Source organism: Psychroflexus aestuariivivens (assembly GCF_004010055.1).
GTDB classification, from domain to species: domain Bacteria; phylum Bacteroidota; class Bacteroidia; order Flavobacteriales; family Flavobacteriaceae; genus Psychroflexus; species Psychroflexus aestuariivivens.
In genome coordinates, this window is the sequence record NZ_RQVT01000056.1 from 170,262 (window position 1) to 187,307 (window position 17,046).

The following is a 17,046-nucleotide window of genomic DNA, read 5'->3' on the forward strand; positions in this document are numbered from 1 at the left end:
CATTTGAAAATTATAGATTGGTACATACTTAAAAGATATTTGGCAACATTCACCGCTTTGTTGTTAATGTTCATCCCGATTGGAATCATCGTTAATCTTTCAGAAAAAATAGATGATATCACTGAAAATAATGCTCCTTTGGGTGAAGTTTTAATTTTCTATGGTAATTTCACAATTTACTTCGCTAATCTTTTATTCCCTATTTTTCTATTTTTATCCATAATATGGTTTACTTCAAAACTCGCAAACAATACCGAAATCATCGCTATTTTGAGTTCTGGTGTGTCCTTTGGTCGATTTTTGCGACCTTACATTATTGGTGCCAGTCTAGTTTGTGGTATTGCACTTCTTTTTAGCATGTATTTGGTTCCTACAGCTAGTCAAGGTTTCAATGAGTTTAAATATAAATATTTTAAAAAGGGACGAGACGTACAGGAAACTGAAAATGTGTATCGTCAAATCAACGATAACGAATTTATTTTTGCGACCAATTTTCAACCTAATTCTAAAACAGCTAGAAATTTCACTTTAGAACATTTTAATGAAAATGACGAAATGGAATTCAAAATTTCTGCTTCCAGATTAAGGTTCAATCCAGAAGATTCAACTTATACATTGAATAATTACGTAAAAAGAATCATTAACGAGCGCGATGATATTTTGATCAAAAAGACAAAAATTGACACTATTTTGCCATTCGAATTCGACGAACTTACGCCAGTAGAATATATTGCAGAAACTTTAACCTACGGAGAACTCAAAGAATTTATAGCTACAGAAAAAAGACGTGGGTCTGGCAATATTAGCACCTACGAAATCGTAGCTTACAAACGTTGGAGTGTTCCAGTTTCAGCATTTATTCTTACTATTATTGCGGTATCAGTATCTGCGATGAAAAGACGTGGCGGTATGGGCGTGAATCTTGCAATTGGTATTGTCATCGCATTTGCCTTCATATTTTTGGACAAAGTTTTTGGTACAATCGCAGAAAAATCAACCTTTTCACCTATGCTAGCTGTTTGGTTTTCAAATATTGTCTTTGGTATTTTAGCCGTCTATTTATTACAGAAAGCAAAACGCTAATCGATATTGTAAGCAATAAACAAGATAACTTTCATATATTTGTCGACTGACTTTTAAAGAAACAACTCTAAATTATGGAATATTTAGAATTTGAATTACCGATAAAGGAACTTCAAGAACAATACGAAAAAGCCTGTAAAATCGGCGAAGATAGTGAGGTTGATGTGACTGAAACTTGTCAACAAATCAAACTCAAACTAGATAATAAAAAGAAAGAAATCTATGCCAATCTCACACCTTGGCAGAGGGTTCAACTTTCGAGACACCCAAACAGACCATATACTTTGGACTATATCAAAGCGATTTGTGGGGAAAGTTTCCTAGAACTTCATGGCGATAGAAATTTCGGAGATGACAAAGCTATGATTGGCGGTTTAGGTAAAATTCATGAACAATCTTTCATGTTTATCGGACAGCAGAAAGGCTTCAACACAAAGACTAGACAATACAGAAACTTTGGGATGGCAAATCCTGAAGGTTATCGAAAAGCCTTACGTTTAATGAAAAAGGCTGAAAAATTCAATCTCCCTATTGTCACTTTGATTGATACTCCAGGTGCATTTCCTGGACTGGAAGCCGAAGAACGTGGACAAGGTGAAGCTATTGCAAGGAATATTTTGGAAATGAGCCAGTTGAAAGTTCCCGTAATTGTCATAATAATTGGTGAAGGCGCCAGCGGTGGCGCACTTGGAATTGGCGTTGGAGATAAAGTTTTGATGCTTGAAAACACTTGGTATTCTGTGATTTCTCCAGAATCCTGCTCTTCAATATTGTGGAGAAGTTGGGAACATAAAGAAACTGCAGCAGAAGCCTTGAAGTTGACAGCAGCAGACATGAAAAAACTAAAAATTGTTGACAAAATTGTAAAAGAACCACTTGGTGGCGCTCACAGCAATCGAGAAAAAACCTTCGAAATCGTTGGCAAAGCTATTTTGAAAGAATTCGAAGAATTAAAAAAGTTATCCCCAGACAAATTGATAGAAATGAGAATGCAGAAATTTATTGATATTGGTGTTTATAACGAAAAGTAAGCACTAAGCCTATAAACATATCAAAATCCGAAATTTCGTATTTCGGATTTTTTTAGTTTTCCACAAAAAAATAAAGTTATCCACAATGCGTTGTTAATAAACAAGCAGTGTTAACGCGTCTAAATTTAACTCAACTTCATAACCTTTTTTTTACATTCGTGACATGGAAAAAGCCACACAAACATCTACTAAAACCAATTCTAACAATGACGTCATCAGCCTGCAAAAAGGAAAAATACCACCTCAAGCAGTTGATTTAGAGCAAGTTATTCTTGGCGCAATGATGATCGATAAAAAAGGTGTTGATGAAGTCATCGATATTTTGCATCCAGATGTTTTTTATAAAGATGCGCATAAGAACATTTATGAAGCCATAATTTCCCTGTTTGAGAAAGGAGACCCAATCGACTTATTAACGGTTTCCACAGAGCTTAAACAAAAGAAAAAACTACAAGCTTGTGGTGGCGAATATTACTTGATTCAATTGACGCAAAAAGTATCATCTTCAGCTCATATTGAATTTCACTCGAGAATAGTTTTACAGAAATATATTCAGCGGAGTTTAATTAAAATTTCTAATGAAATCATTGAGGAATCTTACGATGAAGGTACAGATGTTTTCGATCTACTAGATCACGCTGAATCCAAACTTTACGAAGTTACTCAAGGTAATATTAAAAGATCTTCAGAAACTGCACAAAGTTTGGTTATGCAAGCCAAAAAACGCATCGAAGAAATTTCTAATAAAGAAGGTTTGAGTGGCGTTCCATCTGGTTTCAACGATTTAGACAAGCTCACTTCTGGTTGGCAACCTAGTGATTTGGTTATTATTGCCGCTCGTCCTGGTATGGGAAAAACAGCATTAACGCTGACAATGGCAAGAAATATTGCGGTTGGACAAAATATTCCGGTAGCCTTTTTTTCATTGGAAATGTCTTCAGTACAATTGATTACCAGATTAATTTCTTCTGAAACTGGTTTAAATTCAGAAAAACTTAGAACTGGAAATTTAGAAAAACATGAATGGGAGCAGCTAAATGTGAAAGTAAAATCATTAGAACAAGCACCATTATTCATAGATGATACGCCGTCTTTATCAATTTTCGATTTGAGGGCAAAAGCCAGACGTTTATCATCACAACATGGTATAAAACTTATTGTTGTGGATTATTTGCAATTGATGACCGGTGGAGGAAGCCAAAAAGGCGGAAATCGAGAACAAGAAATTTCAACAATTTCACGAAATTTAAAAGCCCTAGCTAAAGAATTGAGTATTCCTGTTTTAGCTTTATCCCAATTATCGCGTGCTGTTGAAACACGTGGCGGTAGCAAACGCCCACTTTTAAGTGATTTGCGTGAATCTGGTGCGATTGAGCAAGATGCAGATATTGTATCATTTATTTATCGACCAGAATATTATGATATTGAAGAATGGGATGATGACGAAAGATCCCCTACGCAAGGACAGGCTGAATTTATTATCGCAAAACACAGAAATGGTGGTTTAGATAACATAAGACTGAAATTTATCGGTCAACTTGGTAAATTCGAAAACTTGGAAACTTTCAATTCGCCTTTTGAAATCGGTTCAAGTATGAATGAAAACGAAAAACCAGACACTAATAACTTCCCAAATGCGGAAGAAGTTTTCGGAAATTCACCAAGCTCGAATCCTACAAACGATCCTGAAGACGAGGTGCCGTTTTAAATTAAAACACATAATTATGAAATATACGTTAATCGTTTTCTTAATTTGTTTCGGATTGAAATGTCAAGCAAATTTCATTTTGATTCCTATGGATTATGAAACTCAAGAAAATCATCTGAAAGCATACGGTATCACATACTGGTTGTTGGATGATGGTGAAAAAGTTCAATGGTTGCTGAACTATCGTGGGGGCTCATTTTTAACGCCATATTCAGATAAATTAGAAAAAGAATGCACGATTAGAGGGGTTTCTTTTGAAATTATTTCTGATGCTGAATCCAGAGAAATCCTTAACCGCATAAATAGTCCTTCTCAGAACATGGAAGCCGTTATGCTCGAAAAAGCACCAAAAATAGCGGTTTACACACCTCAAGGAAACGCTCCATGGGACGACGCAGTTACTATGGTTCTAGAATTTGCTGAAATTCCATACGAAAAAGTATATGACAAAGAAGTTCTAAACGATGAACTTTTACTTTACGACTGGCTTCACTTGCATCATGAAGATTTTACTGGACAATATGGAAAATTTTATCGCGCTTACCGGTCAGCACCTTGGTATATCGAAGAAAAAAAAGAAGCTGAAAGGCTAGCTAAAAGTTTAGGTTTTGATAAAGTTTCTGAAGCTAAATTAGCAGTTTCAAAAAAAATAAAATCTTATGTTGTTGGCGGCGGATTCATGTTCGCTATGTGTAGTGCCACAGATTCTTTTGATATTGCTTTGTCTGCAGACGGCGTTGACATTTGTGAACCGATGTTTGATGGCGATGCCAGCGAATCAGGTTATCAAAACAAAATAGATTATAGCAAAACATTTGCATTTACTGATTTCATTTTAGAAAAAAGTCCAAATGTTTATGAATATTCTTCTATAGATTTAACCAGTCGTCGTAAAATTCCTAAAGAGAAAGATTATTTCACTTTAATGGATTTTTCAGCCAAATGGGATCCAATTCCAACGATGTTGTGTCAAAATCACACGGCTTTGGTCAAAGGATTTATGGGCCAAACTACAGCTTTCAATCCCGACCAAATCAAGTCTAATGTATTGATTATGGGAGAAAACAAAGTCAATGGCGAAGCCAGATATATTCACGGCATCAAAGGCAAGGGCTTTTTTACATTTTACGGTGGTCACGATCCTGAAGATTACCAACATCGTGTCGGCGATCCAAAAACAGAATTGGAATTGCATCCAAAATCGCCTGGCTATCGGTTGATTTTAAATAATATTTTATTTCCAGCTGCTGAAAAGAAAAAGCAGAAAACTTGATTTTGATTTTTTCTGAAGAATTTTACTTAAAAATTTTCTTTTTCCGAAGTTCAAAGTTTTGCCCAAGATAAACTTTTCGTACCATTTCATCTTCGGCTAACTCTTCAGGTTGACCGTGTTTCAAGATTCGCCCTTCAAACATTAAATACGTTCTATCGGTAATGGCTAAAGTTTCTTGGACATTATGGTCGGTGATGAGAATCCCAATATTTTTATCTTTCAATTGCGCCACAATTTTCTGAATATCTTCCACTGCAACAGGGTCTACACCCGCAAAAGGTTCGTCCAATAAAATAAATTTTGGATCTGTAGCTAGAGCTCTTGCAATTTCTGTTCGCCGTCTTTCTCCACCAGACAATAAATCTCCACGATTTGTACGAATGTGATTTAAACCAAACTCACTAATCAAAGCTTCCATTTTCTTCTCACGTTCTTCTTTGTTCAGGTTTGTCAATTGCAGAACACTCATAATGTTGTCTTCAATGCTCAATTTTCTAAAAATCGAAGCTTCCTGAGCCAAATATCCAATGCCATTTTGAGCACGTTTATACATTGGGAATTTTGTAATGTTGGTATCATCCAAATAAATTTTACCACCATTTGGTTTTATCAGACCAACAATCATGTAAAAAGATGTGGTTTTTCCAGCGCCGTTTGGCCCTAATAAACCAACAATTTCACCTTGGCTAACTTTCACTGAGACGCCTTTCACTACCTCTACACCTTTGTAAGATTTGATTAAATTTTCAGCTTTTAATGTGGCTTGGTGTTGACTCATTCTAATTTAGTTTTCTTTGTTTTGAAGTGTGAATTAAAATTTCAACCACACCAATAAAAATTATAGCATAAGCCAACAATTCGATGCTTTCTTCAGAAGCATCCTTGACTGGACGCATAAACTCTCTGATATCTACAACTTTTTCGCCGGCATCTTCTATAACGTATTTATTATGAGTTTCTTTCAGCAAATCAATCCAAATAATTTTACGTCCATATAATCTGGAAAATACGTGCAAAATAATTAATCCTGAAAAGAAAAATGAAAATCCATAAGTTTTAGATATTGATGCAGTTTCCAAAATAATTTTTTTCCAGTTTTTGATTAACATCACTACCACCAAAACTAATATGATTAAGGCCAGAACTTGCCACGCTTTATCAAATAGCTGAGTATTCAACCAAAAATCGAATTCTCTAACAAAATGAATTCCTAAGAACCCGGATAAAGCAAAACAAAAAACCTTATAATCTTTGTTTTTACTTCCAAAAATCAGCAGTAATAAGGCACTTAAACCCACAAGAATTTCCTGAGAAATTTCAGTTAAAGAATCCTCTTTGAGTTCGCCTTGACTAAAATCGTACTGGGTAACTAATGAAATTAAAAACATTATTCCGCAATAAGCAATAAGTCTAACAAATAGTGGCAGTATGGCTTTCATATCAATCTAAAATTAGGTCTTTTTACTCGGTTGTTTTTCCAAATTTATCCTCAAGGGCTTCCCAATATTCAAAGGCACGTCTAAGGTGTGGAATAACTATGGTTCCACCAACTAAAGTTCCAATACTAAGTGCTTCCACAACCTGTTCCCTATTCAAACCTTCTTTATAAGAAGATTCTAGATGATATTTTACACAATCATCACATCGTAAAACTAAAGATGAGACTAAACCTAGCAATTCTTTGGTTTTTACATCCAAAGCGCCTTTGGCAAAAGAATTAGTATCAAGATTAAAAATACGTTTAAGTACTTTATTATTCTCCTCTAAAATCTTTCCATTCATTTTTGCCCTGTAGGCTTCAAATTCGTCAACTAAATCAATCATGTTTGTCTTTGTTTTTCTTTTTTACGTTGTTTTCTTATTACAATTTTTGAGATGAAGATACTAATTTCATATAGAATGAGTACTGGAATGGCAACAATCACTTGGCTCGCAATATCGGGCGGAGTGATTAATGCTGAAATAATCAATATAAAAACCAGAGCATATTTTCTGTTTTTCTTTAAAAATTCGGGAGTAACTAAACCGATTTTAGTTAAAAAATACATAATCACTGGTAATTCGAAAATCAAGCCACTAGCCAATACAGATGCACGCACAAGTCCTATATAGCTACTTAAATCAAAGTCGTTAAAAACTTCTTCACTAACGCTATAACTTCCCAAAAAGTTAATTGACAATGGAGTGATGACATAATAACCAAAAAGCACACCTATAAAAAACAAAAAAGAAGTGATAAATATAAACCAGCGTGCATTATTACGTTCTGAGCTTTTTAGACCTGGTGCCACAAAAGCCCAAAATTGATACATTACATAAGGAAATGAAATAATAAAACCTGCTGTAATCGATGTCCAAATATGCGCACTAAATTGTCCCGAAACAGTTCTACTTTGAATTCTAAAAGGCAATTCGGTGAAACAAAAGCTATCCTCGAGTTTGAAAAACTTAGAGATGTTACAAAGCATTTCATAGGTCCAAAATTTAGCACTTTTAGGCCCAAAAATAATGTCGTTAAAAATAAAATCTTTCATAGCAAACGCAACACCTCCACCAACTAAAATGGCAAGTGTAGCGCGTAATAAATGCCATCTCAAATCCTCTAGATGATCCAGAAATGACATTTCATCTGGATTTTTCTTTGTTTTCTTTTTTACCATTAAATATTATATAATTCCTTCTTTCACTAAATCGTGTAAATGTACGATACCAGCATAATTTCCTTCTTCGTGAGCAATTAACTGGGTTATATCGTAAGTTTCAAGAACCTCCAATGCATCGATAGCCATGGAATCATTTGAAATGGTTTTAGGATTTTTTGACATAATATCTTTTGCTGTCAATTTTGTAAAATCATCAGTTTCTGTCAACATTCTTCGTAAATCTCCATCTGTGATAATACCTAATATTTTTTTGTTCTCTATGACTGTCGTAACCCCTAACATATTTTTGGTGATTTCAACAATAACATCTTTGATCGAGGCTTCAGGTTGAACTTGCGGCTTCATGTTTTGTGAAGTAATATCCTTTACCCGTAAATACAAAGTTTTGCCTAAAGCACCACCAGGATGGAATTTTGCAAAATCATCGCTAGAAAAACCTCTCAATTTCAGTAAACTTATAGCAAGTGCATCTCCAAGCACCATTTGTGCTGTAGTACTAGTTGTTGGTGCCAAATTATTCGGACAAGCTTCCTTTTCCACGAAAGAATTCAAGACAAAATCAGCTTGTTTTCCAAGAAAGGAATCTTTATTTCCTGTAAGTGCAATTAATTTATTCTTGAAATTCTTTATTAATGGCGCCAAGACTTTTATTTCTGGCGTATTACCGCTTTTTGAAATACAAATCACAACATCATCTTTAAGAATAGTTCCTAAATCTCCATGAATGGCATCTGCAGCATGCATGAATACTGCTGGAGTTCCTGTTGAATTAAGCGTAGCTACAATTTTGCTAGCAATAATGGCACTTTTGCCTACACCTGTAACAATTACACGCCCTTTAGATTCGTAAATTGTACGCACTGCTGCTGAAAATGATTCATCAATCAATGACTCTAAATGCTCTATAGCTTTAGCCTGCATTAAAATTGTTTCTTTTGCAACAGATTGTATGGCAATATCGTTCATAAAAATAGCGTTTTAGGACTTGCAAACTTATAAAGATTGCGTATATTTAATTTTGCAAAGGTAAAATAAAACAAAATATTAAGATTCAATTGGCACAAATCAATTTACATCAGGAATTAAAAAAATACTTTGGATTTGATGAATTCAAAGGATTACAAGAAAAAGTAATTGAAAGCATTATATCAAACCAACATACATTTGTAATTATGCCGACTGGCGGTGGCAAATCTTTGTGTTACCAGTTACCCGCTTTAATTAAAGAAGGAACAGCAATTGTCGTATCTCCGCTTATTGCTTTAATGAAAAATCAAGTTGATACCTTACGTGGTTTATCAGACAATCCTGGCATTGCTCATGTACTGAATTCTTCACTGAACAAAACACAAGTCAAGCAGGTTAAGGAAGATATTTCTAGCGGGGTAACTAAATTGCTTTACGTGGCACCAGAATCGCTTACTAAACAAGAATACATTGATTTTCTAAAACAAGAAAAAATTTCTTTCTTAGCAATAGATGAAGCACATTGTATTTCTGAATGGGGACACGACTTTAGACCAGAATATCGAAACCTTAAGAATATATTAGAAAGAATTGGCGATGATATTCCAATTATCGGTTTAACGGCAACTGCAACACCAAAAGTGCAGGAAGACATTCTGAAAAATCTCAGAATACCTAATGCCAATACTTTTAAAGCTTCATTCAACAGACCAAATCTGTATTATGAAATAAGACCCAAAACAAGCGAAATTGATTCGGATATCATCAAATTCGTCAAAAAGAATACTGGGAAAAGCGGAATTATTTATTGTCTTAGCAGAAAACGTGTAGAACAACTCGCTCAAACACTTCAGGTCAACGGCGTTAAAGCTGTTCCGTATCATGCTGGGCTTGATGCCAAAAGCAGAAGCAAACATCAAGATATGTTTTTGATGGAAGAAATAGACGTTGTTGTCGCAACAATTGCTTTTGGTATGGGAATTGACAAACCAGACGTCCGTTTTGTGATCCACAATGATATTCCAAAAAGTATAGAAAGTTACTACCAAGAAACTGGACGCGCAGGGAGAGATGGCGGTGAAGGCCATTGTATTGCGTATTACAGTTATAAAGATATTGAGAAACTAGAAAAATTTATGAGTGGCAAACCAGTTGCTGAACAAGAAATTGGTCATGCCCTACTCCAAGATGTCGTCGCTTTTGCTGAAAGTTCAATCTCAAGGCGAAAATTCATCCTGCATTATTTCGGTGAAGAATTTGACACCGCAACGGGTGAAGGTGGTGACATGGACGATAATGTTCGCTTTCCTAAGAAAAAGAAAGAAGCCAAAGATGATGTTGTTTTACTTTTAAAAACAGTAAAACAAACCGGTCAGCTTTTCAAATCTAAAGAGATAGTTCACACTATAACTGGAAAAAGCAATGTCCTGATTAAATCTAATAAAGCTGAAAAATTAGAAGTTTTTGGTGCTGGTAAAGACAAAGAACCGCCATATTGGACAGCTTTGCTGAGACAAGTTCTGATTGCAGGCTACTTAAAGAAAGAATTGGAATCTTACGGCGTTGTAAAAATGCAACCTAAAGGAGAAGAGTTTTTAGAAAACCCTGAAAGTTTCATGATGGCTGAAGATCATGATTATAGCAGCGATTCTGCAAGCTATACGCCAGTTACTAGAAACGCTGGCTCGGACCCGAAGCTTCTAAAAATGTTGAAAGACCTCAGAAAAAAAGTAGCTAAAAAGAAAGATATTCCACCATTTGTAGTATTTCAAGATCCATCTCTCGATGATATGGCGCTGAAGTATCCGATTTCACATGAAGAATTAATCAATATTCATGGCGTTGGTGAAGGAAAAGCTAAAAAATTCGGAAAAGAATTCATTCAACTGATCAACGATTATGTTGAAGAAAACGATATTGTTAGGCCAGATGATTTAGTTGTTAAAAGTACCGGAGCAAACAGTGCTAATAAACTTTATATCATTCAAAATATTGACAGAAAATTACCATTAACAGATATCGCTCATGGTAAAGGTTTTGATATGAATCAGTTTATTAAAGAGATGGAAGCTATTGTTTACAGTGGTACAAAATTAAACATTAATTACTGGCTGGATGATATGCTAGATGAAGATCAGCAGGAAGATATTCACGATTATTTTCTAGATGCAGAATCTGACAATATAAATGATGCCCTTAACGAGTTTGATGGTGATTATGATGAAGAAGAGCTACGACTTTATAGAATTAAATTTATAAGTGAAGAAGCAAATTAAATAGATATTTAATCAAAACAAATAATCCCCGATTTTAAATTTAAAATCGGGGATTATTTATTTTCAAAAGTTAAAGACTAAGCTTTAGGTAGAAAGATTTCTGCAAGCATACATCTTGCACTTCCGCCACCATGTGTTTCAATAGTTTGCAAATCAATGCTTAAAATCTTGCAGTATTTTTCAATTTTAGAAATTTGGTGTGTTCCCAAAGCATCATATGCCGCTTGGCTCATTACTAAATATTTATCATCTTTTCCTTGAACTTGCAGCATATTACCAGCAAATTTGTTCATTTGCGATTCAGAAATATCAATAAGCTCTTTGCCATCAGACTTCAAACTTTCGCTAACAAGTTTTTTCTCTTTTTTATCATCAATAGTGTCCAAGCAAATCACAGCAAAATCTTCTGCCACACACATCATTACATTGGTATGATAAATTGGTAAACGCTTATTTTCAAAACTTTGGTAAGCGTTGAAAATAATTGGTGTAAACTCAAAATCTTCACAGAATTCTATTACCAAATCTTCGTCTGCTCTAGGCGATAAGGCGCAATAAGCTTTTTGGTTTGGTCGATCCAAAATCAAACTTCCTGTACCTTCTAAAAAAATATTTTCAGTTTCAGCAGAAGTATAATCTACAATATTTTTTATTACAAAACCTTTGCTTTCAATAGTAGCAAGTATGTCTTCACGTCTTTCTTTTCTTCGATTTCTTGCAAACATTGGGTACAAACCTACATTTCCATTTTCGTGAAAAGACACCCAATTATTTGGAAAAATTGAATCTGGTGTATCCTGTACTTTCACATCTTCGACAGTAATCACCTGGACGCCGACATTTTCTAATTTTTCTACAAACCGATCAAACTCTTTTTGTGCCTTCACATTTACACTGGCATGCAGCTCTTCTGTAGATTTCTGAAAGTAATTATTGACCGCCGTTTCTTCATTCATTCTGAAATTAACTGGACGAATCATAAGTACAGTATCTGTGATTTGTTTCATATCAAGCTCTTATTAATGGTAAAGTGGAACATCGCAAAAGCCCTTCTTGCTTAGCAATTTCTCTATATTTAACGGTTTCAACAGTAATTCCTAAAGATTTTAACCAAGTGTTTAATCTTGTAAAATGTGCATCTGAAATTACAACATTCTCAGAAATAGAGAAAATATTGCTATTCATATCATACATTTCTTCAGCAGTAATTTCAAAAATATTTTCCTTTCCAAAGAAATCGACCAACCACTGGTATTCACTATCTTCCAAAAACCCGTTTTTATGAAGAATAGCATATTTAGAGCCAACTGGCTGAAAACAACAATCTAAATGCAGTGCATTCGCTTTGGCATCTGTGTTAGATTTTCTTAAGCTGAAAGATTTTATGGTTTTGTTCGGAAATAACTTTTCGATCTCCCCGACAGCTCTAGGATTTGTCCTTGCTGTAATGAAATTTGAATAGTCATCGTTACGATAAGTTCCAATAAAAATATAATCTCTATGAGGCATTACGTCTCCACCTTCAATATGACAATTATCTGGTAACTCTATGACTTTATCATCATCAATCTGATCTAAAATGTGCTGAATAGCATCAATTTCTAATTTGCGTTCCGGTAGGATATTAGCACAAATGAATTTATCTTCTATCACAAAACCAATATCTCTTGTAAAAATTTGGTTGTATTCATGAATGATTTTCGGTCTTAGAACTTTTACCTCATATTTCTTCAAAATCTCTTCAACAGCTTCAATTTCTTGAACCATATCTACTTCATCTGGATATGTGCCAGCCTTAATATGTTCCATGGATTTTGGATCATAGGCTTCCTCCAAAGTTGGTTTTGGACCAATATCATTTGCAGTTCCCAAAATCACGCTTTTCAATCTTGAAGTTTCGTTCGTTATATTAAGTTTCAATACTTTATTTTTTTTTGCAAAGTTACGCAAAAGCTTTGCCGTTTACAATTTCGTTTTGTTATTGATATTCAAAATTAAATTGGGGTTTGGACAATTGTATCTGTAATATCCTAAATCGAACAAAGTACTTACGCCTGGATAGTCGCCATAGTAGTTTTGCAAATCCACAATCAATTGAAAATGCAAATGTGGCGGGTAATTTCCATTCACTTCGTATTTGCCGAGCTTCGCTATTTCAGTGCCTTTATCAAAGTAGTCTCCCACTTTTAGCCCAGAAATAGAATCTTCTGACAAATGTCCGTAAAGACTATAAAAATCATCGCCCAAAACTTCATGCTTCATAATTATTGTCGGACCATAATCGCCTAGGTTCTTGTTATTAGCAAAACTATGAACCGCTCCTGCATAAGGTAAAAACACGGAAGTTTCAGCATTGGCCCAAAAATCTAAACCCAAATGAATATTCCGATTTTCAACTGCATTTTTTGAAAAATGATTGCTGCGTTGGTATAAATTCCTTTTTTCTAAATAACCCCCGTAAGGTATTTTGTTTTCATTCGATTTTGAAAATTCTGTAATGTAATTTGATAATTGATCTGAATCTGAAGGATCAATATTCAACTTTATCAATTGATTTTCAGACAAATCAATTTGGATGTAATTTTCTTCTGAAACAGATTTTCCAAATATAGATGAGAATTCATCAGAAAGATTGGTTAACATCTTTTCAATATTTTTCATTAATCTGCAATAATTAAGTTATAAAGCAAATAAAAAATATTTTTTTCAGAATAAAGTGAATTTTTCAATGTTTATTTTTCAAAAAATTGACTCTTACTAATAACAAATTTCAATAAAGTAAATTCATTTTCTTACTAACAGATAAAAGAAAAGTCTAAAACGTTAAATAAATTTAAAAACTTTGGAAACTTTTTTTGTATTTAAAGTTTCCGACTTAGTTTTGCATGTAATTATGAAAGAAAAAATTTTAAACAAAGCGGAAGAAATGTTTTTGGAGTATGGCTTCAAAAGCGTCACGATGGACGATCTCGCAAACGAATTAGGGGTTTCTAAAAAAACAATTTATGAATCTTTTGCAAACAAACTGGATTTAGTTCAAAATGTCTCTATTTTTATTAGAGATAAAATCCACCAAGAAATCGACGAAGTGATTTCAAAAAACTTTGATCCGATTCAGGAAATGTTCGAAATTAAGAAAGTGATTATGCGTCGTATGAAAAACCAAAAATCTTCGCCACAATATCAACTTCAGAAATATTATCCGAAAGTTTTTGCTAATCTGAAGCAGTCCCAAGTTTGTAAAATGGAAGACTGCATAACTCATAATATTGAACGTGGGTTAGCTGAAAAATATTATAGAAATGACATTAACAAAGTATTTGTCTGTAGAATTTATATTTCAGGAATGCTCAATCTGAAAGATGAAGAACTTTTCAAAGACAGTGAATTGACTCCCAAACAACTCTACGAAGAATTTATGAAATACCATTTAAGAAGTATCGTAGATACGAAAGGAAAATTAAGATTATCAGAACTAGAAAAACAAATAGAAGAATGAAAAAAGTATTTTTTAGCTTCACTTTTATATTGTGTTTTGGTCTAGCGACTCAAGCACAAGACGCAGACAAAACATACAGTTTTACGCTTCAGGAAGCAGTAAATTTTGCAATTGACAGCAGTTATGCAACGATTAATGCTCGTCGAGATGTCGCCATTGCGCTAAAGAAAAAATGGGAAACAACAGCTGACGGTTTGCCACAAATCGACGGTGCCGTAAGTTACGAATACAATGCCATAATCCGTCAAACTCCGCTTCCAGGTGAAATCACCGGCGGAGAACCAGGAACTTTTGTCCCTGTCCAATTCACTCCAAAACAAAATATGAATGCATCGGTAACACTGAATCAACTGATTTTTGACGGTTCATATATTGTGGCTTTACAGGCAGCAAAAACATTTTTAGAATATTCTGACAACGAAGAAACGCGCACCAAACTGGAAGTTCGAAAAGATGTCATCAGTGCCTACGGAAATGTGCTTCTTAGTAAAAATTCAATTGGAATTATTGAAAAAAATCTAGATGTCGCTACAGAAAATTTAAGAGAAACTCGAAAAACTTTTGAAAACGGCTTAGCTGAAGAAGAAGATGTAGAACAACTGCAAATCACAACACAGCAGTTGAAAAGCCAGTTGAATAACGCTAAACGAATGAGAGACATTTCGAAAGAAAGCTTAAATATGGTTCTGGGATTGCCTATAAATGCAAAAGTTGAATTGCTAGAAGATTTTGAAAAATTAGCCGACAGACAAGCTTTGGAAGCTGAACTTCTTACAGAAAACCTAAAAGTTGAAAACACCATCAATTACAAAATCGCAGATAATTTAGTAAAACAAAGAGAACTGGAGATGAAACTTGAAAAAAGTAAAGCATTGCCAAGTCTTTCAGCTTTTGCCAATTATGGTCAAACTAGTTTTGGCAACAATTTTGAATTTTTTAGTTCTAGAGCAGACTGGTTTGAATTTTCTACCATTGGTGTAAGCTTAAATATTCCAATTTTTAGTTCATTGCAACGTTCAGCCAAAACACAGCAAGCAAGAATTGAAATGGAAAAAGCTGAAACGCAAAAGACGGAAGCCATCAACCAAATCAAACTTCAACTGAATAGCGCCAAAAGCAATTTTGAATTCGCTATTGACAACTACGAACTGGCAAAAGACAATTTGAGACTTGCTGAGCGCATAGAGCACAAAAATCAAGTAAAATTTCAAGAAGGCGTAGGTTCAAGTTTTGAGCTAAGACAAGCGCAGCAACAACTTTATACTGCACAAAATGAATTGCTACAAGCCATGTTGGACATTATTAATTCAAAAGCAGAAATCGAAAAAATCATCAATACACCAATACAAAATGCAGAAAATTAAACCCATGAAATATTTAGCCTACCTCAGCACTTTTAGCATTTTATTGTTAATTTCTTGTGGAAAAGAAGAAGAAAAAACAGTTGAAGAAATCATCGCTTCAGGAAACGAAACCGAAATACAAGAAAAGCGTGAATCTTTGAGTAAAGAAATGCGAGAAATAAATAGCAATTTAAAAAAGCTAGATGAAAAATTAGAAAGTTTCGAAGACAACTCTGGCTTAGCTTTAGTTGAAGCTTTAAGACTAGACGCCAAAACTTTCAAACACTACATCAAAGTACAAGGCGATGTCCAAACCGATAAAAATATTTTAATTTATCCTGAGTTTTCAGGCGTTTTAGAAAAGATTTTTATAAAAGAGGGAGATGAAGTTAGAAAAGGACAAAAGCTAGCGAAAATTGATGAAGGCGGTTTGTCTAGCCAACTTGCAGAAATGAAAGCTCAACGTGAATTAGCAAAAACCAGATTCGATCGTCAGAAGCGATTATGGGAGGAGAATATCGGCTCAGAAATTCAATTTCTTGAAGCCAAAACTGCTTTTGAGCAACTTGACAACTCGGTAGAGCAAATGCAAAGTCAACTAAATAAAGCTACGATTTACGCACCTTTTGATGGCAAAATAGATGAAATTATTACTGATCAAGGACAAGTTGTAGCACCAAGCCAAACGCCAATTTTTAGAATTTTAAATCTTGGAGAAATGTACGTTAGTGCTAATGTTCCTGAAAATTTTGTAGGCAGCATAGATGTGGGCACAGAAGCAATTGTAGATATTAGAGCGATCAACAAAAGCTTTACTGCAAAAGTTTCACAAGTCTCTAGTAATATTTCAGAAAGCAACCGAAACTTTAGAGTTCGAGTTCCGATCCCAGACAGTATAGACTTTGTGAAACCAAATCTTATTGCCACCGTGAAATTAAACGATTATTCTTCAGAAAATGCTATAGCGATTCCTGAAAATATTCTTCAGGAAAATGCTAGTGGGGAATCGTTCACTTTTGCATTGGATATGGAAAGTGACAAAATTGGTACTGCCGCTCAAAAAACGCTAAAAGTCGGAAAAAGTTACGAAGGTGAAATTGAAATTCTAAAAGGATTGAAAGCCGATGATATTGTTGTTTCAGAAGGCGCACGCACCATTCAAAAAGACGAAAAAGTAAAAGTCGTAAATTTTGAAAAGAAATAA

The 17,046-nt window shown here is 34.4% G+C and carries 16 protein-coding genes; 8 read left to right on the forward strand and 8 right to left on the reverse strand.

Features of this window, described 5'->3' with window-relative positions:
- Window positions 1-3 precede the first annotated feature (3 nt).
- The 4 genes from EIG86_RS12225 to EIG86_RS12240 all read left to right on the forward strand — a co-directional run bounded on the left by EIG86_RS12225 (window position 4) and on the right by EIG86_RS12240 (window position 5,095).
- On the forward strand, window positions 4-1,083 hold the full coding sequence (locus EIG86_RS12225) for an LptF/LptG family permease (RefSeq protein WP_127846465.1): 1,080 nt from the start codon (window positions 4-6) through the stop codon (window positions 1,081-1,083).
- Between the two features lie 74 nt (window positions 1,084-1,157).
- Entirely contained in the window at window positions 1,158-2,114 is a 957-nt protein-coding gene (locus tag EIG86_RS12230; protein ID WP_127846466.1) for an acetyl-CoA carboxylase carboxyltransferase subunit alpha, read from the forward strand.
- 163 nt (window positions 2,115-2,277) lie between these two features.
- Window positions 2,278-3,822, forward strand: a complete 1,545-nt coding sequence (gene dnaB / locus EIG86_RS12235) for a replicative DNA helicase (RefSeq protein ID WP_127846467.1) — start codon at window positions 2,278-2,280, stop codon at window positions 3,820-3,822.
- 16 nt (window positions 3,823-3,838) lie between these two features.
- Complete coding sequence (locus tag EIG86_RS12240) at window positions 3,839-5,095, forward strand: asparagine synthetase B (protein WP_127846468.1); 1,257 nt, start codon at window positions 3,839-3,841, stop codon at window positions 5,093-5,095.
- Window positions 5,096-5,117: 22 nt separating this feature from the next.
- Here EIG86_RS12240 and lptB read toward each other — a convergent pair whose 3' ends face one another.
- Genes lptB through EIG86_RS12265 form a run of 5 tightly spaced genes read right to left on the reverse strand, consistent with a single transcriptional unit; the run spans window position 5,118 to window position 8,724 of the window.
- Window positions 5,118-5,873: an LPS export ABC transporter ATP-binding protein gene (gene lptB / locus EIG86_RS12245; RefSeq protein WP_127846469.1), complete on the reverse strand. Its 756-nt coding sequence runs from the start codon at window positions 5,871-5,873 to the stop codon at window positions 5,118-5,120.
- Window position 5,874: 1 nt separating this feature from the next.
- Window positions 5,875-6,534, reverse strand: coding sequence for a hypothetical protein (locus EIG86_RS12250; RefSeq protein ID WP_127846470.1), 660 nt, complete (start codon window positions 6,532-6,534; stop codon window positions 5,875-5,877).
- Between the two features lie 22 nt (window positions 6,535-6,556).
- Window positions 6,557-6,919: a carboxymuconolactone decarboxylase family protein gene (locus tag EIG86_RS12255; RefSeq protein WP_127846471.1), complete on the reverse strand. Its 363-nt coding sequence runs from the start codon at window positions 6,917-6,919 to the stop codon at window positions 6,557-6,559.
- On the reverse strand, window positions 6,916-7,755 hold the full coding sequence (gene tatC / locus EIG86_RS12260) for a twin-arginine translocase subunit TatC (protein ID WP_127846472.1): 840 nt from the start codon (window positions 7,753-7,755) through the stop codon (window positions 6,916-6,918). Before tatC ends, EIG86_RS12255 begins: the two co-directional genes overlap by 4 nt.
- A 6-nt stretch (window positions 7,756-7,761) precedes the next feature.
- Window positions 7,762-8,724: a KpsF/GutQ family sugar-phosphate isomerase gene (locus EIG86_RS12265; protein WP_127846473.1), complete on the reverse strand. Its 963-nt coding sequence runs from the start codon at window positions 8,722-8,724 to the stop codon at window positions 7,762-7,764.
- A gap of 89 nt (window positions 8,725-8,813) precedes the next feature.
- Here EIG86_RS12265 and recQ point away from each other — a divergent pair, with 89 nt between their 5' ends.
- Window positions 8,814-11,000 (forward strand): DNA helicase RecQ, encoded by a 2,187-nt coding sequence (recQ, locus tag EIG86_RS12270; protein WP_127846474.1) that lies wholly within the window; start codon window positions 8,814-8,816, stop codon window positions 10,998-11,000.
- 77 nt (window positions 11,001-11,077) lie between these two features.
- Here recQ and ctlX read toward each other — a convergent pair whose 3' ends face one another.
- Genes ctlX through EIG86_RS12285 form a run of 3 tightly spaced genes read right to left on the reverse strand, consistent with a single transcriptional unit; the run spans window position 11,078 to window position 13,643 of the window.
- Entirely contained in the window at window positions 11,078-12,007 is a 930-nt protein-coding gene (ctlX, locus tag EIG86_RS12275) for a citrulline utilization hydrolase CtlX (RefSeq protein WP_127846475.1), read from the reverse strand.
- 1 nt (window position 12,008) lies between these two features.
- On the reverse strand, window positions 12,009-12,920 hold the full coding sequence (locus EIG86_RS12280; protein ID WP_127846476.1) for a dimethylarginine dimethylaminohydrolase family protein: 912 nt from the start codon (window positions 12,918-12,920) through the stop codon (window positions 12,009-12,011).
- 42 nt (window positions 12,921-12,962) lie between these two features.
- Window positions 12,963-13,643, reverse strand: coding sequence for a peptidoglycan DD-metalloendopeptidase family protein (locus EIG86_RS12285; RefSeq protein ID WP_127846477.1), 681 nt, complete (start codon window positions 13,641-13,643; stop codon window positions 12,963-12,965).
- 250 nt (window positions 13,644-13,893) lie between these two features.
- On the opposite strand from EIG86_RS12285, the gene EIG86_RS12290 reads away from it, so the two are divergent.
- The 3 genes from EIG86_RS12290 to EIG86_RS12300 are packed head-to-tail and all read left to right on the forward strand — an operon-like array spanning window position 13,894 to window position 17,046.
- On the forward strand, window positions 13,894-14,499 hold the full coding sequence (locus EIG86_RS12290; RefSeq protein WP_127846478.1) for a TetR/AcrR family transcriptional regulator: 606 nt from the start codon (window positions 13,894-13,896) through the stop codon (window positions 14,497-14,499).
- Complete coding sequence (locus EIG86_RS12295) at window positions 14,496-15,863, forward strand: TolC family protein (RefSeq protein ID WP_127846479.1); 1,368 nt, start codon at window positions 14,496-14,498, stop codon at window positions 15,861-15,863. The genes EIG86_RS12290 and EIG86_RS12295 overlap by 4 nt, the downstream gene beginning before the upstream one ends.
- 4 nt (window positions 15,864-15,867) lie before the next feature.
- A complete protein-coding gene (locus EIG86_RS12300; RefSeq protein ID WP_127846480.1) occupies window positions 15,868-17,046 on the forward strand; it encodes an efflux RND transporter periplasmic adaptor subunit in 1,179 nt (392 codons plus the stop codon).

Coding starts and splice junctions, on each gene's coding strand:
- EIG86_RS12230 (WP_127846466.1), top strand. CDS start 1,158: ATGGAATATTTAGAATTTGAATTACCGATAAAGGAACTTCAAGAACAA.
- dnaB (WP_127846467.1), top strand. CDS start 2,278: ATGGAAAAAGCCACACAAACATCTACTAAAACCAATTCTAACAATGAC.
- EIG86_RS12240 (WP_127846468.1), top strand. CDS start 3,839: ATGAAATATACGTTAATCGTTTTCTTAATTTGTTTCGGATTGAAATGT.
- lptB (WP_127846469.1), bottom strand. CDS start 5,873: ATGAGTCAACACCAAGCCACATTAAAAGCTGAAAATTTAATCAAATCT.
- EIG86_RS12250 (WP_127846470.1), bottom strand. CDS start 6,534: ATGAAAGCCATACTGCCACTATTTGTTAGACTTATTGCTTATTGCGGA.
- EIG86_RS12255 (WP_127846471.1), bottom strand. CDS start 6,919: ATGATTGATTTAGTTGACGAATTTGAAGCCTACAGGGCAAAAATGAAT.
- tatC (WP_127846472.1), bottom strand. CDS start 7,755: ATGGTAAAAAAGAAAACAAAGAAAAATCCAGATGAAATGTCATTTCTG.
- EIG86_RS12265 (WP_127846473.1), bottom strand. CDS start 8,724: ATGAACGATATTGCCATACAATCTGTTGCAAAAGAAACAATTTTAATG.
- ctlX (WP_127846475.1), bottom strand. CDS start 12,007: ATGAAACAAATCACAGATACTGTACTTATGATTCGTCCAGTTAATTTC.
- EIG86_RS12285 (WP_127846477.1), bottom strand. CDS start 13,643: ATGTTAACCAATCTTTCTGATGAATTCTCATCTATATTTGGAAAATCT.
- EIG86_RS12290 (WP_127846478.1), top strand. CDS start 13,894: ATGAAAGAAAAAATTTTAAACAAAGCGGAAGAAATGTTTTTGGAGTAT.
- EIG86_RS12295 (WP_127846479.1), top strand. CDS start 14,496: ATGAAAAAAGTATTTTTTAGCTTCACTTTTATATTGTGTTTTGGTCTA.
- EIG86_RS12300 (WP_127846480.1), top strand. CDS start 15,868: ATGAAATATTTAGCCTACCTCAGCACTTTTAGCATTTTATTGTTAATT.